Below are 16,683 nucleotides of genomic sequence, written 5' to 3' on the forward strand. Positions count from 1 at the left end.
CGGACTGGGCCCAGGTCAGCCAGTGGCCCAGCAGGTCCCGGCCGCCTGCTCGAGGTGGGAGCGGCCCAGGGAGAGCGGCGGGAGTAGACGGTGTTGCCGGTGCCGGAGGCATCCCCGCTGCCCGCCGTCTCGTTGAAGGTCTCCACGTAACTGTCGTAGTTCTCGCGGATCTTCTTGATGAGGCTGCGGAAGACCTCCGCGGCCTCGCCCTTCCAACTCGCGTCGTCCCGGCCGAAGCGGTCCTCCCAGTCTTTCAGCAGCGGTGCGTGGTCCTTGAAGAACTTCGCCGCGTAGTCGAAGGAGTATCCGGCCCTGGTGAAGGATTCCAGGTCGACGACGTCGGACTCCTTGGCGCGAGACCGCTGAAACGACCGTCGCCGCTGTTCCCTTCAACAGGGCGAGCAGCGCCGCCCGTGGTCCGTTCATGTACCGGGCCAGCGGGACGGTGCTGAACTTGTCCTTGTTGTAGTCCGTGAACTCGTTGCCCTCGCGGACGGACACCTCGTTGACGTCGGTGGAGTCGGTGCCGGCGAAGATGATCTCGTCACCGGACTTCACACGGCCCTCGAAGACGATCCGGGCCTGCATGATGGAGCGCTTCTTTCCGCTGTCGAAGAACCAGATGTCGTAGTCCTGGCCCTTGTCCCGCAGGAAGCCGGAGTCCTTGACGAGGAGGCCGAGGCTGCGCTCCCTGATGTCCATCCGGAAAGAGCTTGCCGCCGTGGTCGGAGCGGAGCGAGTCGAAGATCTCGCCGCGCTTGGGCACGGGATAGCCGGTGATGTGCGTGACGAGGTGCCCAGTTGTCGGTGGAGCGCGGTCCCGTTCCTCGTACTTGTCGACGTTCTCCACGGATGATGCGTCGTACCGGTCCGCCACCGCGCGCCCTTTCTCGTCTCCAGCCGTTCACCCGTGCGCGGGGGCGGCTACTTCTCTTCCGTGCCCGAGGATCCGCTGGTGAGCGTGTCGACCTCTTCGAAGGTCTGGAGCAGCGTCTGTGCGTCGATCGCGTCCAGTTCTTGTTCTTGGTCTTGTTGGCCTCTTCGATGGTGTCGGTGAGGGCCTCCTTGAGCTCCTTGAAGAGCTCCATCTGGTCACCGAGCAGCTTGTCGAGGGAGGTCGCGACACTCTTCACGCTCTCGACCAGCGTCGGACCGGAGATCAGCTTCTCCCGGTTGATCAGTCCGAGGCGCAGGAGCTGCGATTCCTGGTCGAGGTTGTCGGCCGTGGTGTAGCCGCCGATGAGCTCGCTGAGCGGGCGGATGCGGCCGTCGCCCTCACCTCGCCGTCCTCCTTGTGGCTTCTTGGCCTTGGTGAAGACCGGGTGCACCTCGTTGTCGCGGAAGTTCTCCATCTGCTTGAGGTCGAAATGCTTGACGTCGGCCTGCTCACCGGCCATGGGACGTCCTCCTGCGGTCGGACGGGGTCACGGAAACGGAGGTGGGGAGGCCGGGGCCGCCTCCGCCGCGTACGGCGGGGGAGGGGCGGCCCCGGCCGCACCACGGCTAACGGGCCCGCACGTTGCCCCAGTTGTCGGCGCTGCGGCGCTCGTCGCGGGAGTGGTTGTCGTGGATGCTCTGGACCAGCTCACCGCTGTCGCCGAGGAGCAGGGCCATGTTCTTGGTCGCCTGGTCCCACTCGGCCTGGACGCCGCGGTACATCGCCTGGTCGTCACCCTCCCACGAGGTCACGAGCGGCTTGAGCTCGTCCTCCAGGTTGTTGAGGGTGGTGATGATCTGCTGGGTCTGCTGCTTCAGCTCCTCGATCGCGTTGCGGACCGTGGAGTACTGCACATCGATGATGCCGTCGGCCATGACATCTCCTCTCGGGTGGCCGGGCCCCGGGGCCCGGGGGTGCTCACGGGTTCTCCGGACTCCGCGCCGGTGGCCGGCGCCGCCGGGGACGGGTCAGCGCAGCGCCTCGAAGACGCCTTGGCTGGTCTTGCTGTTGAGCACCTCGGTGAGGTCCTGGTTCTCCTTCGCCAGCCGGTCTGCCGACGTGACGTTCTCCTGGAGCGCGTCGATCATCTTGCTGATCTGCACGACGACCTTCTGCGCTTCGCCGTTCCAGCTGCGGAACAGCTTCAGCAGGGCCTGGCCCTCGTCGCCTCCGACGCCCGAACGCGCGGCGATCTCGGCGACGTTGTTCTGGATCTTCTCGACCGCGGCCCGGGCCGACTCCAGCGAGGAGACACCTCCCAGGCCCTTGGCATAGTCCGCCCGCCTCTGGCCACTGTCCGCCATGTCGCGCTCCCTTCGTTGAGTGACTTCTCGTCGCACCGTTGCCCGCCGAGGCTAAAGAGAAATCGCCGTCCGCCGCAACGCATGCAGGGAAGATTTGAGCATAGTTCTGCGCGTCAGATTCTTTGCGTGCCAACGGAGTTGTCCGAAGGTTTCCACGAAATGAACGCGGACCACGTGCCGGCCGTCCGTACCGGTCGATGCGGACGGGAAACGGGCAGCCGAAGAATCCGAACGGTCATCGGGGCCGCCCGTTTTCGGGGTTCCGTGCCTCTCGCTCGGGATTCCGTGGAGAGGCGGGCGGCGAATTTCTGAGCTTTTTCTGAGGTTTGCCGTCGCGCGTGGTCCACACCCAATAGGGCCTGCTCGCCGCCGGGTCATGGGCGAAGTTCCGCTTCCCCACCCATTTCCCTTTCTTCGGCACCGTATGGGGGATTTCGTCTGGATCATGGCCGGGAGTCGTCCGTCCCGGCCGCGGCGGGAGCCCCGCACTTCGGGGCGGTGACGCGGGGCTCCGCGGCGCCGGAGGCGGGCGGCCGGATCGAGGTCCGCACCGGTCGGCAGTGCGGCGAGCAGCGGCGCCGGGACCGAGCCGATGTCCCCCTCCCCGTACCCGAGCGCCGCCAGGGAGTCCTTGGCCGGGAAGCGGTACTTCACACCGTTGTCGGCGACCAGATAGGTGGTCCCGGCGTGTGCGGCACCGCTCGCGTGCAGGGCCCGGACCAGGGCGCCGCGCCCGGGGCGTACGACGGTGGCGTCGGTCCGGACGCAGGCGGCGGCCAGCGGCTGGGCGGTTCCCTGCGACACCGCGACCGGGGCGAGTGCGGTCAGCGGGGCCAGCACCGACCGGATCCGGGCGCCTCCGTCACCCCGTCCACCTGGGCGCAGAGCGCGGTGCCGCGCGGCGCGGAATGCGGGGCGGGCGGTGTACGGGGCAGTTCCGCGCCCGCGGAGCCGGCACCGGCCGTGTCCTTCGCCCGGTGCATACGGAGCGCGTCGGCGCCGACCGCGCGGGCCTCGGGCGAACGCCCCTGGTAGGCGTCCTTCTGGGTGGCCGGGTCGCCCAGCACGAGGGCGGCCTCCAGGCCGGAGAGCGGCACGAGGCCGTCCTTGCGCAGCAGGTGGTACGTGCTGCCGCCGCCGGGCACGCTCACCTCGAAGAGCTGGCCGACCGTGCTCGGTCGACCGCCGATGACCGGGCCCTTCTCCCCACGTCCCGGAACCTCCGGCGGCTTCAGGGCGGGGCCGGGGGCGAGTGCGTCGAGGAAGGCCGCCGAGACCGGCATGGCCCGTTCGGAGCCGTAGCCGAGGGCGTTCCGGGCGTCGGACTCGCGGTCCAGCGCGAGCCGGCTGCCCCGCCACACCAGGTACTCGGTGCGGTCCGGGCCGCGGACGAGCACCCCGCGGTCGGCGCCGACGTCCTGGGAGTCCAGCGGTGCCCCGGCGACGAGGGTGGTGGCTCCCGGCCGGTCCACCCCGGCGTCCTCGGCCCCGCCGGAGGTGCTGGGCAGGGCGCCGTCCGGCCCGGTGACGCACATGTGCCAGGCCCCGGCGTCGAGCCGGCCCGGGTCGGGCAGGGTGTCCGGGGCGCCGGGGATGCCCGCCGGGGACCCCACGGGGACGTCGCGCAGTGAGGCGGTGGAGACGTCCACGGCCTTGAGGTCGGCCCCGCCGATCAGCCGGGCCGAGGCGTAGTTGCGCACGGGGTGCAGGACGCCGTCGGTGCCGGTCCACAGATAGCGGGCGCCGGTGTCGCGGTTGACCACCAGGTGCTCGCCCTTGCGCCAGGTGTCGTTGCCGCCGGGGCGCAGCAGCCCGTAGACGGTGGCGCCCGCGCCGATCAGGACGGTCACCAGCAGGCCGAAGACGACGCCCGGGTGGTGCGGCCCAGCGGGCTCTCGGGGGCATCCGGGTCGGCCATCAGCAGGCCGGAGCTGAGCCTGCCCATCATGAATCCGTGGGCCTGGACCTGGTCGCGCTTGGACTGCACAGCCTCTCCTCAACTCGTCTCTGGTTCAACCGGCCTACGCGGGTGCTCAGCCGAACAGGCCGCGCAGCAGGCCGAAGAGGCCGGCCACCCAGAGGGCGAACGGCAGCAGCGCGACCGCGAAGGCGGTGTGGGCCAGCTCCGCCGCCCGGCCCCAGTACGGGAGCACCCGGCGGCCGGGCACGATCCAGGACGCGGTCACCAGGGCGGCAGCGGCGGCGAACAGCACCGCGAAGACGACCACGCGGCCGTCGGCGTCGCTGTCCACCGCCCAGGCGCGGGCGAGGAGCAGCAGTCCGCAGATCCCGGGCACGGCCAGGGAGAGCCGCTGGCCGATGTGGACCAGGCCCCGGGAGTGCAGGAGCAGCAGCAGGGCCAGGGCGAGCGCGGTGAGCGTCTCGGGGAGGTCCGGGGTGTGGGCGAGGACGGCCAGAGCGGCGGTGGTGATGGTGCCGGTGGCGGCGAAGAGCGCGGTGACCCAGCGCCCGGCGAGTTCGGTGCGCTCGGCGACCTCGTCGCCCGCGTACGGGTCGATGCCTTCCTGGAGCTGCCCGGCGGAGGAGGGCAGGGCGGGCATGCGCATTCCGGCCAACTTGAAGGCGAAGGGCGCCACGGCCCCGGCGGCGAGTACGACGACCGTCGCCACCAGCGCGACCGAGGCCGCCGCGTCCAGACTCGTGTAGCCCATCAGGGCCCCGGAGATCGCGGGTGGCCGCGGCGACCACGGCGGTGGCCAGCAGGGCGGGGGCGCCGACGGCGGTCGCGGCGAGCGCGAGGACGGCGCCGCCCGCCGCCGCCGCACCGGCCGCCAGCAGCCGGGCGCCCACGACCTGCGCCGCGTCGGGGCCGGCCGGATCGCCGCCGGCAGCACCCAGCCGACCAGGGCGAAGCACGGGGCGACCAGCAGACCGAGCGCGGTCGCGGAGAGGCGGTCGCCGACCGCGCGGCTGGCGGAGCCGGCGCCCGCGAGGAGCAGCACTCCGGCGACGGCCGCGCAGGCGGCCCGGGTGGTGGAGTCGGCCACGCCGGGCCGGAACACCATCACCAGAGCGGTCACCACGGTCGCCACGGCGGTGCCCACCAGCAGGCCGCGGGCCGCCCGGCGTGCCAGGTGTGCAGTCGGCGGGCCACCGTCTCGGCCATCCCGTCGACCAGGTCGTCGAGCCGGGCCTCGGGCAGCGCCTCGGTGTGCGGGCGCAGGTGGAGCACCTCGCCGTCGGCGAGTCCGGCCCGGGCCAGGGTGGTCTCCTCGTCGAGCGGGGCGTCGCCGAGCCGCTGGAGCACCCAGCCGGCGTGGTCGAGCCCGGCCTCCTCGGCCTCCTCGCCGACGTACCGCAGGAGGGTGGGCAGCAGATCGGCGACCGGTACGTCGGCGGGCACGGCCAGATCGATGGTGACGCTCGGCGCACGTACGGTCAGGCGGCACGTTTCGGCCACCGCACTGTCGGTCATCAGCAGAACTCTCGTCTTCCGTGCAGGCTTTGACAGAGGACTTCCCCGGGAGAGGGAATGTGCGAACAGTACGGACAAGTCCGCGCGGCCGTGAAGCAGGTGGCCCGGCAAGGAAATTGTGCCCGCAGACCGGTGAGGGGCCCTCCCGCGTGGACAGGGCGCGTTCCGTGAATGCAGAACTACTGCCTGCGGCCACGGCCGTGCCGCGCGGGCCGGGCTTCGAATCCGGTATGCGGGTTGGCCTTCACGGAAGTTGGCCGCTCCGCGCTATCCGCGCGAGACATTCACCCGGCGTTCATCGGAGCATGCGCCGCCCCGAATGAATCAGCCTGGTGTGGTCTTTCCCCTGCCCGACGTACCCGTATTCGACGGGCCGGAAAGTCGGCGAACCGGAGGTTCTGTTCCTTGAGTGTCGTGCTGTTTCGCCGCCCGGCCCGCAGGCGCGGCCGGAGATGCCCGAGGGCGGTTGACCCTCCAGGAGCCGCCCGTCCTCGCCGAGACGGTGCCCGACACCTCGGCGGTGTGGACGTACCTGCCGATGGCGCTGATGTCGGTGTCGATGATGCTGATGTTCCTGCGCCCGGCGGCGGGAACGGCGTCTTCATGTATCTGGCGATGGGCGTCATGGCGCTCTCCGCCGGCGCCATGCTGCTCGGGCAGCTGATGCGCCGCTCCAGCGAGCGCAAGCAGCGGCTGAAGGGCGAACGGCGCGACTATCTGCGCTACTTGGCCCAGACCCGCAAGCGGGTGCGGACCACTGTCGCGGAGCAGCAGCGGGCGCTGGCCTGGCGTCACCCGGAGCCCGCCTCGCTGCGCTCGCTGGCCCGCACCTCACGGCTGTGGGAACGCCGTCCGGCCGACGAGGATTTCGGCGAGGTCCGACTCGCGGTGGGCGAACAGCAGCTCGCGCTCACCCTCGACCCGGTCTCCCCCGTCCGGTCGAGGATCTCGAACCACTCTGCGCGCACGCGCTGCGCCGGTTCATCCGGGCCTACTCCACCATCCCGGAGCAGCCGCTGGGGCTCTATCTGCGTTCCTCGGCCCGGATCCTGCTGCGCCCGGAGGAGGATCCGGAGGAATCGCCGGACGGGGCTTCGCCCGGCGCCCAGGCCCCGGAGCGGGACGCCGTACGGGCCCTGGTGCGGGCGATGCTCGGGCAGCTCGCGGTGTTCCACGCTCCCGAGGAGCTGTGGATCGCGTTCTGTGTCAACGACGAGCGGCGCGCCGACTGGGAGTGGGTCAAGTGGCTGCCGCACGTGCTGGATCCGCACGAGGAGGACGGGCGGGGCAGGCGCGCCGGATCACCGCCGACCTCACCGAGCTGGACGATCTGCTCGGCGCCGAGTTCGCCGAGCGCCCCGGGTTCGACCCGGACGCCCGGCCCGGCCGCGACGAGCCGTACACGGTCGTCGTGCTGGACGGTGTCAGCGTCCCGGAGGGCCACCGCTGGGAGGGCCACGGCTACCGCAACGCCCTGGTCCTGGATGTGTCCGGGGCCCTGCGCTGGCGGCCCGGCCGCAACACGCTGCGCCTCACCGTGGGGCCCGACCAGGTGAACCTGGTGCGCACCGACCGCAGTCGCAAGGAGCGTACGGTGCCGCTCGGCCGACCCGACCGGCTCGGTCCGCTCGGCGCGGAGTCGCTGGCCCGGCTGCTCACCCCGCGCCGGATGAGCCTCGGCACCGATATCGCGCAGCCGCTGGACACCGACGTCGAGCTGACGACGCTGCTCGGCATTCCCGATCTGCACCGGCACGACCCGCAGACCCTGTTCGCCCGGCACTCCGGCTCCGGTCGGCTGCGGGTGCCGATCGCGGTCGGTGTGGACGGCCGCCCGGTGGAGCTGGACATCAAGGAGTCCGCGCAGGGCGGCATGGGCCGCACGGCATGCTCATCGGCGCCACCGGCTCCGGAAAGAGCGAACTGCTGCGCACCCTCGTCCTCGGGCTCGCCCTGACCAACTCCTCCGAGACGCTGAACTTCGTCCTGGTCGACTTCAAGGGCGGCGCCACCTTCCTCGGCCTGGAGGAACTCCCGCACACCTCCGCTGTGATCACCAACCTGGCCGACGAAGTCGCCCTGGTGGAACGCATGCAGGATGCCCTGCACGGCGAACTCATCCGCCGCCAGGAGCTGCTGCGCGCCGCGGGCAACTACACCTCGGCGCTGGAGTACGAGCGGGCCCGCGCCGCCGGAGCCGACCTCGCGCCGCTGCCCAGCCTCTTCGTGGTGGTCGACGAGTTCAGCGAACTGCTCTCCACCCACCGGGAGTTCATGGAGCTGTTCGTGATGATCGGCCGCCTCGGCCGCTCGCTCGGCGTACATCTGCTGCTCGCCTCGCAGCGCCTGGACGAGGGGCGTATGCACCAGCTGGAGAGCCACCTCTCGTACCGCATCGGGCTGCGGACCTTCTCCGCGATGGAGAGCCGCGGCGTGCTCGGCGTACCGGACGCCTACGAGCTCCCCGCCGCGCCCGGCAGCGGCTATCTGAAGTCCGGGGTGGAGGCCCTGACCCGGTTCCGTGCCGCGTACTCCTCGGGACGTACCGACGGCGGACCGGCGCGGTGGTGCAGGCCCGGGTGGCGAGCCAGGTGGTGCCCTGGACCAGCGGGTGGGTGGTGCCGCGCACCCTGGAGACCCCGCCCGACCCGGAGCCGGAGACGGAGGAGGCCGAGGACGAGGAGGCGCTGCTCGATGTGGCGCTGGACCGGCTGCGCGGCTCCGGGCCCGACGCCCACCAGGTGTGGCTGCCGCCGCTGGACGAGCCGTCACCGCTGGACGCGCTGCTGCCCGGGATCACGCCGGACGAGGAGCGGGGGCTGACGGCGGCAGGCTGGCCGGGCACCGGGAAGCTGCGGGTTCCGGTCGGCCTGGTGGACAAGCCGTTCGAGCAGCGGCGCGACCCGCTGATCGTGGACCTGTCCGGGGCGGGAGGCCATGTCGCCGTCGCGGGCGGTTCGCAGAGCGGCAAGTCCACGCTCGCCCGGACCCTCATCGCCGCCCTGGCGCTCACCCACACCCCGGCCGAGGTGCAGTTCTACTGCCTGGACTTCGGCGGCGGCGGCCTCTCCCAGCTCGCCGCACTGCCGCACGTCGGCGGGGTCGCGGCGCGGCTCAACCCGGAGCGGGTGCACCGGACGGTGGCCGAAGTCATGGCGCTGCTGGCCCGTCGCGAGCAGTTCTTCGTGGACCACACGCTGGACTCCATGCAGTCCTACCGGCGCCGCCGTGCCGCCGGGGAGTTCCCCGATGAGCCGTTCGGCGATGTGTTCATGGTGGTCGACGGCTGGTCGACGGTCCGCCAGGACTACGACGACCTGATCCCGAAGTTCAACGAACTCGCCGCCCGGGGCCTCAACTACGGCATCCACCTGCTCATCACCACCACCCGCTGGGTGGAGCTGTCCGCGCAGGTCCGCGACCAGGCCGCCACCCGTCTTGAGCTGCGGATGGGTGATCCGATGGACTCCGAGATCGACACCCGCAAGGCGCGTTCGGTGCCGCGCACGGGCGGCCGGGGCATCACCGCCGAAAGCAAGATGCACTTCCTCGCGGGTCTGCCCCGGCTGGACGGCCTGGGGTCCCTGGAGGACCTCGGCGAGGGCGTGGCCCACCTCGTGGGGGAGATCTCCCGGCACTGGTCCGGTCCTGCCGCCCCACAGGTGCGGATGCTCCCGCACCGGCTGCCGGTCTCCGAACTCCCCTCCCCCGAGGCCACGGAGGGCGGCGGCATGCGCCTCGCGCTCGGTCTCGACCAGGACGCGCTGGAACCGGTCTGGCACGACTTCAGCCGGACCCCGCACTTGATCGCGGTCGGCGACACCGAGAGCGGCAAGACCAACCTGCTGCGCCTGATCACGCAGGGCATCACCGCCCGGTACGCCCCCGAGGAGGCGAAGATCATCGCGGTGGACTACCGCCGCACCCTGGTCGACGCCATCCCCGAGGAGTACCGCATCGGGCATGTCATCTCCCTCGACAACCTCAACGAGACCATCGAGGGGGCGGCCCGGGCGATGAAGACCCGGGTGCCCGGGGCCGACATCTCGCCCGCTCGGATGCGCCGGTGCGACTGGTGGACGGGCCCCCGCCTGTTCGTCCTGGTCGACGACTACGACATGGTGTCCGGCAACTCCTTCCAGAGCCCCTTCGAGCCGCTCTTCGAGCATCTGACCCTGGGCTACGAGATGGGGCTGCACCTGGTCGTCGCCCGCAGCGCGATGGGCGCGGGGCGTGGTCTGAGCGACGGGCTGATCCGCCGGCTGGACGAGGCCAACAACCCGGCGGTCCTGCTGTCCTGTCCGCCCACGGAGGGCCGTCTCTTCGGCAACGCGAAGCCGCTGAACCTGCCGCCGGGCCGGGCGCTGCACATCCAGCGCCGCAAGCCGAGGCTGGTGCAGACGGCCCTGGTCGAGTAGGGCCGAGCGAACGTGGAAGGGTCCCCTCCGGCCGGAGGAGACCCTTCCACGTTCAGCCCCGGTCGGGGGTGCCCGCCCCCGCCGGACGCCAGCCCCGGGCGCGGGCCCGGGTGAGGGCGAAACCGGCCCAGAGGAGGGAGAGGACGCCGGCCGACCCGAGGAGGACGAAGAGGACCGCCCGGCCGGTGGCGCGGTCGGCGTCGGAGGTGTCGCGTACGGCCACGGCGTCCGTGGCCCGCTCCGCACCTGCGGGAGCCGCGGCCGCGCCGCCGAGGACCGTGGTGACGGCGGCGTAGGCGTCCAGCTGGGGGATGTCGGCCGGGTACGCGGTGGCGGTCAGCCGACGGGTCACCGCGTCGGCCGGCTCCTGGGGGTGGGCGGCGCGGACGGCCGCGGCTGCCCCGGCCGCGTACGCGGTGGCCACCGCGACGCCGCCGCCGAGGTAGTGCCCCTTCCCGCGCGGCCCACCGGAGACCACCCCGGCGCCCGGGGCGGCCAGATCGATGCCCTCGGTGCGCAGCGCGCTGTCCGGCCGGGCTCCCGCGGGCAGCATGTCGGCGACCGCGAGGACGCCGGGCTCGCCGGCGGGCCAGTAGGTACGGGAGGGGATCTCGTCGGCCGAGCCGCGCGACGGCGGCTCCGGGGTGGCCGCCGCGACCACCACCGCCCCGGCCTTGCGGGCCTCGGCGACGGCCCGGGTGAGCGCGGTGTCCTTACGCGGGAGGGCAACGGCGACCGCGATGACGTCGGCCTCGGCGGTGGTCGCGGTCCGGACGGCCGCCGTGACGAGCGCGGGGTCCGGCTGCCCGCGCCGGTCGGTGCCGCGCAGGGCGAGGACCTTCGCGGCCGGGGCGACCCCGGCGAGGCGCGGGGTCGGGCCGCCGGAGCCGGCGATCAGCCCGGCCAGGAACGTCCCCTGGCCCACGCAGTCGTCGGCGGCCTCGCCCCGGGCGGTGACGCGGCCGTCGAGTCCTTCGGCCCCGGGGGCGACACCGGTGGAGATCAGCGCGACGGTCACGCCGGCTCCGGTGGTGTGCCGGTGCAGCCGGTCCAGGTCGAGGCGCTGACGCGACCAGTCCTGCTTCTTCGCCCGCTCCTTGGAGGCGGGGGTGCAGACGACGGCCTCGGCCCGCGCGTCGAGCGCGAAGGGCATCCCGGGCAGCTCCTGGCCCTTGGCCCCGTCGGCGGCGGGGGATGCCGCGGGGGTACGGGAGAGGGGCCCGGCGTGGGCGGGTACGGCCACGGGCGCCACCAGGGCGGCGGCGAGAGTGGCCCCGTACAGCAGGCGGGTCGTCCTGGCCGTCCGGGGCCTCCCGGTCGTCCGTCGCTCGGGCTGCCTCACTGCGGCACCGCCTTCGGGCCCACGGCGGCGACATCCGACGGGAGGAGGATGCGCAGGTCGTCCAGGGTGGGCGCGGCCAGCGAACTGATCCTGCCCGCCTGGCGGGTGACCATCGCCTCGACGACCTGGCGGGCCAGGCGGGCGTTGCCGAAGGACCGGTCGCGGGGTACCGCGTCGAAGTGCTCCTTGAGCAGCGGTCCGGTGCCGGGGCCGCACTCGTACCCCATGGCGGCGGCCTGGGCGCGCACGATGGTGACCAGTTCCTCGGAGGAGTAGTCGGCGAAGGCGATCCGGCGCGGGAAGCGGGACGAGAGGCCGGGGTTGGAGGCGAGGAAGCGTTCCATCTCGTCGGTGTACCCGGCGACGATGACGACGACCTCGTCGCGGTGGTCCTCCATCAGCTTCAGCAGGGTGTCCACCGCCTCCTGCCCGAAGTCGGCGCCGCCGCCGCGCGGGGTGAGGGTGTAGGCCTCGTCGATGAACAGCACACCGCCACGGGCCTTTTCGAAGACCTCGCGGGTCAACTGGGCGGTGTGGCCTATGTAGCGGCCGACGAGGTCGGCGCGGGCGGCCTCGATGAGCTGGCCGCGCTCCAGCACACCGAGCTGGGTGAGCACCTCGCCGTAGAGCCGGGCGACGGTGGTCTTGCCGGTGCCGGGCGGGCCGGTGAAGACCAGGTGGTTGCTGAGGCTGGGGACGGGCAGCCCGGCGGCGGCGCGGTGGCGGGCCGTGGTGATGAGGTTGACCAGATCGGCGACCTCGCGCTTCACCTCGGCCAGTCCGATCATGTCGCCGAGGCGGGTCAGCGGGTCGTCGGCGGGTACGGCGGTCTCGGCGGCCGACGCGGCGGCGGTGGCGGAGACGTCCTCGGGCAACAGCAGCCGCAGATCCTGCTCGCTGACCTGCGTCTGGGCGGAGAGCCGGATCGCCTGCCGGTCCACCATCTCCTCGAACACCCCGCGTGCGGCGCGGCCGTTGCCGAACCCGGCGTCCCGGTCCATGGCCCCGAAGTGGGCGGCGAGTGCCTGGGCCGTGCCCTCCCCCAGCTCGTACTGGTGCTGGGTGCACATGCTCTCCATGATCGCGACCAGGTCGTCCACGGAGTAGTTCTCGAACTCGACGGTCCGCGAGAAGCGGGACGCGAGGCCCGGGTTGGAGCTGAGGAAGGACTCCATCTCGCGGGAGTATCCGGCGGCGACCACGACGACGTCGTCGCGGTGGTCCTCCATGAGCTTCAGCAGGGTGTCGACGGCTTCGCGGCCGAAGTCGGCTCCGCCGTTGCCGCTGTCGGCGGTGAGGGTGTACGCCTCGTCGATGAACAGGACGCCGCCCAGCGCCCGTTGGAAGGTCTCGGAGGTCTTGATGGCGGTGCCGCCGACGACTTGGGCGACCAGGTCGGCGCGGGAGACCTCGACCAGGTGTCCGCTGCGCAGCGAGCCCAGCTCGGCGAGGATCGCCCCGTAGAGGCGGGCGACGGTGGTCTTGCCGGTGCCGGGCGGGCCCGCGAAGATCAGGTGCCTGCTCATCGGAGGTGCGGGCATGCCGAGTTGTTCGCGGCGCTGGGCGAGCTGGGTGAGGTTGACCAGGGTGCGTACCTGCTGCTTGACGTTCTCCAGGCCGATCAGCGCGTTGAGGGCGCCGAGCGGGCCGTCCGCGCGGTCCGGCGGGGGCGCGTCGGCGGCGCCGGAGCCGGCCGGGTCGGTGTTCTCGGCGCTGCCGCTGCCCCAGGCGTCGCGCTTGCCGTTGCCGATGCTGTTCAGCCCGTCCACGGCGAGCCGTTCGCCGGGCGCGGTCTGCACCAGGCCGCCGCCCTCGTTCTCCCGGGCGGTGCAGTTGACGAGCGAGACGGGCGCGGTGGACTCCACCCGGAAGCCGTCCTGGGCACCGCCGTTGGCCTCGCATCCGCTGAGCGAGGCGAGGGCGCCCTCACTGAGGAGGAAGCCGTGGCCCTTGGGGGCGTGGACGGTGGTGCGGTTGGCGGTGAGTTCACCGCCGGAGGCGACGACCACGCCCTCCTCGCCCGATATCTCGACGCGGAAGTCGCGGACGGTGACGTTGCCACCGTCCTCCACGACCAGTCCGCTGGTGGCGGTGTCAAAGACCCCGCCGCCGGCCAGATAGAGGGTGGAGCCGGAGGCCACCCGTACGCCGGCGCCCTTCGGACGGACGATCTCGCAGTCCTCGACGCGGCCCCGGGCGTCCTTGGCGGCGGCGATGCCGTCACCGCCGGGCTCGACCAGCCGGGCCCGGCGCAGCAGCGGGTTGGCGCCACCCTGGAGGGAGACGGCGGGCGAGCAGCCGATGACCTCAAGGCGGTCCAGCTCGGGCGCCGCGTCCTCCTCCAGGAACAGTCCGGCCCCTTCGCAGTCACGGACGGTCAGTCCGGTCAGCGCCGGGGAGGAGGCCCCGGCCACCCGCAGTGCGGCGCCCTGCGCCCCGTCCACCCAGCAGTCCTCGAAGGTGCCGCGCGCCCGGTCGGTGACGAACAGGCCGTGCCCCCGTGCGCGCGAGACACGGCAGCGGCGCAGTACGGGATCGGTGCCCACGGCGAGGACGATCCCGTTGCCGGAGGCGCTGGTGACACGGACGTCCTCCAGGGTGGTGCGGCCCGCGCTGCTCAGATGCACGCCGGTGCTGGTGTCGTGCACCACGGTCCGGACGACGGAGACGGCACACTCCCCTTCGAGGGCGATGGAGGGCTTGTCGGTGGAGGAGATGTCACAGTCCTCGACGGTGCCCCGCGTCTCGCCGTTGGCCAGCAGCCCGTTGCCCCGCGCGCCCCGCACCGTGCAGTCGCGGACGCGCGCCTCACCCTGTTCGGCGAGGACGATGCCACTGGTGCCGAGGTGTTCGAGCGTGCAGGACTCGACGGTGGTGGGGGTGGTGGAGGTGACCACGATGCCCGCGCCCTGCGGGTTGCTCACCCGGCAGTCCCGCAGCGCGAGGGAGCCGGTGCCGCCGGCCAGCATCGCGGTCCAGGCGGCGCCGACGATCTCGCACCCGTCGAACGCGGCCTGTCCGCGCCGCACATCGACGGCGGGCAGCTCGGAGTCCCCGCCGCGCAGGGTGAGTTCGGAGAGCATGACGGCGTCGGCGCGCAACGCGACGACACTGCCCGAACGCGGCCGGATCTCCACCGTGCCCCGGCCCTCGGCGGCGGTGAGGGTCACCCGGGTGTGGATCACCAGGTTCTCCGCGTACGTCCCGGGCCGGACGCTGATGAGCGCACCGGTACGGGCGGCGGCGAGCGCCTCACCGATCGTGGAAAAGCGGTCCGCGGGCCGACCGTCAGTACCTGGCGCGACACGCACCAACCTCCTTGCTACGGCGGCGTCCTGTCCGGACGCCCCTCTTCGCCGGGGACGCGGTTCGGCGGTCCGGCGATGCCATCATGTCTCGCTCCGCGCGCCCGGTCAGGTGCTCCACTTCTGGTTATCGAGCCCGGTGCACTCCCACAGGACCAGATAGGTCTCCGGGCCGCGCCCCTTGCTGTGGTTCGGGATGTCGACGCACTTGCCGACGACGGTGTTCACCAGGTCGTGGGCGCCGTTCAGGGTGAACTTCTGGGCGGCGGAGCCGTTGCACCAGGCGAGTTGGATGCGGGAGCCGTTGGCGAAGTTCGCGTTGGCCACGTCCAGGCACTTGTCCCTGGCCCGGATCGTGCCGTCCGAGCCGAAGCGCCACTTCTGTGCGTCGGCGCCGTTGCAGTCCCACATGAACAGGGGCTGGCCGTCGTTGAAGTTGTGGCCGGGAACGTCGAGGCAGCGGCCGGAGAGGTGGCTGCGGAAGGATACGGGCCCGCTGAACGTGACGGCGGGCTGGGCCTTGGCGGGCTGGTTCCTGCCACCGCCGCTCTCGGCCTCGGGCTTCTCCTTGGACGAATCCGCCTTCTTCGGCGGGTCCTTGGGGCCTTCGTCCTTTTCCGCCTCCGTCTTGCCGCCGTCCGCCGGGGGGATGGCCGGAACGGGGTTGCCGGCCTTCTCCGGCTTCGCCTCGTCCTTCTCCGCCTCCCTCTTCTTGCCGTCCTCGGCGGGCGCGCCGGCCTCGGGCGCGGTGACGGCGAACTCGCCCGGCGCCTCCGGTCCGCTCCCGTCGAGGACGGTCCCGGCTCCGGCGGCCTTCGTCCGCTCGGGCCCGTCGTCGTTGTTCCCGGCGAGCACGAGGAAGGGCACCGACACGAGCAGCGCGCCCACGACCGCCGCCCCCGCCAGCGCGGCCTTCCCCGGCCGCCCCACGGGCCCCGCCTCCTGCTGCGGCTTCCCGATGGCGGTGGCGGTCATGGTCCGTACGAGGGCGGGAAGCCGGCTCTGGGCGGCGGCGGAGGCGTCGGGGTCGGTCTCGGAGTCGGAGGCACCGGAGGAGGAGGAGGCCTCGGGCGTTGCGGCCGGGGCGTCGGGGGCGGGCGCCCGGGCCTCGGGGCGCCCGCCCTGCCCGGTCTTCTCGCCCTCCGGGGCCTTCTCGGCCTCAGATATCCTCTCGGCTTCCGCGGCCCCGGCTTCCATGGCCTCGGCTTCTGCGGCTTCGGTCTTCGCCTGTACGGGAGCGGGGGCGGAGGCGGGGGTCTGCGGGGACGACGAACGCGTCACGGGGTCCTCCCTGTGGTGTGGGGCCGGGGTTCGGTCGTGTCGGGTCCGACGGTCGGGGCCACCGGACCGGAACTGACGGCACCGGGAAGGCTGTCGGCAGGAACGAGCAGTGGAGCAGCGGCACCGGAGTTGACCATCAACAGAGCGCCGCTGCCAGCCAGCGACCCGGCCAGCTCCCGGGCGGGCACGGTGTCATGGTGAAGTGCTGCGGACATGAACGCGTGGGTGGCCGAGGTGAACAGGAGCACCACCGGCTCCCCGTTCCGCCCGGCGGCCATGAGCGGCCCGCCGTCCGGCCCGCGTACGACGGTCACGTCCGCTTCCGCGAGTGCGGCCAGCGCCTCGTCCACCGTGCCGTACCCCGTGGCGGCCCGCTGGGCGGCGGCGTCCACCGGGTCGGTGGGCTCGGGCCAGCCGAGGGCCCGGGCCGAGGGACGGTAGGCGGGGTTGGCGCGGTACTCGCCGACGCTCCCACTGTCGTCCGACTGCCACTCCCCCAGCACGGCCCACTCCGGCGGCGTCCGGGCCTGCGTCCACTCCGGATCGACGATTCCGACCCAGTGGCCGGGTGCATGGCGTGCGGCGTCCTTCACGGCTTCCGGCACGAGGGAGGCATCCACCTGAACTCTTGGCTCCGTACGAATCTTTGAGTGCCGAACG

General features: G+C 72.5%; 7 protein-coding genes and 5 pseudogenes. 1 reads left to right on the forward strand and 11 read right to left on the reverse strand.

Annotation, left to right across the window (positions count from 1 at the left end; translation table 11 throughout):
• Window positions 1-143 precede the first annotated feature (143 nt).
• From CCZ36_RS35475 to CCZ36_RS36865, 7 genes and pseudogenes are all read right to left on the reverse strand, one after another.
• Window positions 144-329, reverse strand: a pseudogene (locus CCZ36_RS35475) (AAWKG family protein); the annotation flags it as partial.
• 595 nt (window positions 330-924) lie between these two features.
• Window positions 925-1,397, reverse strand: a pseudogene (locus CCZ36_RS02515) (type VII secretion system-associated protein).
• A gap of 106 nt (window positions 1,398-1,503) precedes the next feature.
• Window positions 1,504-1,812, reverse strand: a complete 309-nt coding sequence (locus CCZ36_RS02520; RefSeq protein ID WP_006122784.1) for a WXG100 family type VII secretion target — start codon at window positions 1,810-1,812, stop codon at window positions 1,504-1,506.
• A 93-nt stretch (window positions 1,813-1,905) separates the two neighbouring features.
• Window positions 1,906-2,241: a hypothetical protein gene (locus CCZ36_RS02525; RefSeq protein ID WP_069738625.1), complete on the reverse strand. Its 336-nt coding sequence runs from the start codon at window positions 2,239-2,241 to the stop codon at window positions 1,906-1,908.
• 443 nt (window positions 2,242-2,684) lie between these two features.
• Window positions 2,685-4,228: pseudogene (gene eccB / locus CCZ36_RS02530) on the reverse strand (type VII secretion protein EccB).
• A 46-nt stretch (window positions 4,229-4,274) separates the two neighbouring features.
• Window positions 4,275-5,294 carry a type VII secretion integral membrane protein EccD gene (locus CCZ36_RS02535; protein ID WP_443069788.1) on the reverse strand — a complete coding sequence of 340 codons (1,020 nt, stop codon included), beginning with the start codon at window positions 5,292-5,294 and terminating at the stop codon, window positions 4,275-4,277.
• Window positions 5,279-5,677, reverse strand: a complete 399-nt coding sequence (locus tag CCZ36_RS36865; protein ID WP_443069789.1) for an EsaB/YukD family protein — start codon at window positions 5,675-5,677, stop codon at window positions 5,279-5,281. The genes CCZ36_RS02535 and CCZ36_RS36865 overlap by 16 nt, the downstream gene beginning before the upstream one ends.
• A gap of 405 nt (window positions 5,678-6,082) precedes the next feature.
• On the opposite strand from CCZ36_RS36865, the pseudogene eccCa reads away from it, so the two are divergent.
• A pseudogene (gene eccCa / locus CCZ36_RS02540) lies at window positions 6,083-10,095 on the forward strand (type VII secretion protein EccCa).
• Between the two features lie 52 nt (window positions 10,096-10,147).
• Here eccCa and CCZ36_RS02545 read toward each other — a convergent pair.
• The 4 genes and pseudogenes from CCZ36_RS02545 to CCZ36_RS02560 all read right to left on the reverse strand — a co-directional run bounded on the left by CCZ36_RS02545 (window position 10,148) and on the right by CCZ36_RS02560 (window position 16,643).
• Window positions 10,148-11,437: a S8 family serine peptidase gene (locus tag CCZ36_RS02545; RefSeq protein ID WP_128816946.1), complete on the reverse strand. Its 1,290-nt coding sequence runs from the start codon at window positions 11,435-11,437 to the stop codon at window positions 10,148-10,150.
• Window positions 11,434-14,744: pseudogene (locus tag CCZ36_RS02550) on the reverse strand (right-handed parallel beta-helix repeat-containing protein). Before CCZ36_RS02550 ends, CCZ36_RS02545 begins: the two are co-directional and overlap by 4 nt.
• A gap of 106 nt (window positions 14,745-14,850) precedes the next feature.
• Window positions 14,851-16,023, reverse strand: a complete 1,173-nt coding sequence (locus tag CCZ36_RS02555; RefSeq protein WP_128816947.1) for an RICIN domain-containing protein — start codon at window positions 16,021-16,023, stop codon at window positions 14,851-14,853.
• Window positions 16,020-16,643, reverse strand: a complete 624-nt coding sequence (locus CCZ36_RS02560; protein WP_069738618.1) for a type VII secretion system-associated protein — start codon at window positions 16,641-16,643, stop codon at window positions 16,020-16,022. Before CCZ36_RS02560 ends, CCZ36_RS02555 begins: the two co-directional genes overlap by 4 nt.
• Between the last annotated feature and the right edge of the window lie 40 nt (window positions 16,644-16,683).

This window comes from Streptomyces sp. S063, from assembly GCF_002832675.1.
Taxonomy (GTDB): Bacteria; Actinomycetota; Actinomycetes; order Streptomycetales; family Streptomycetaceae; genus Streptomyces; species Streptomyces sindenensis.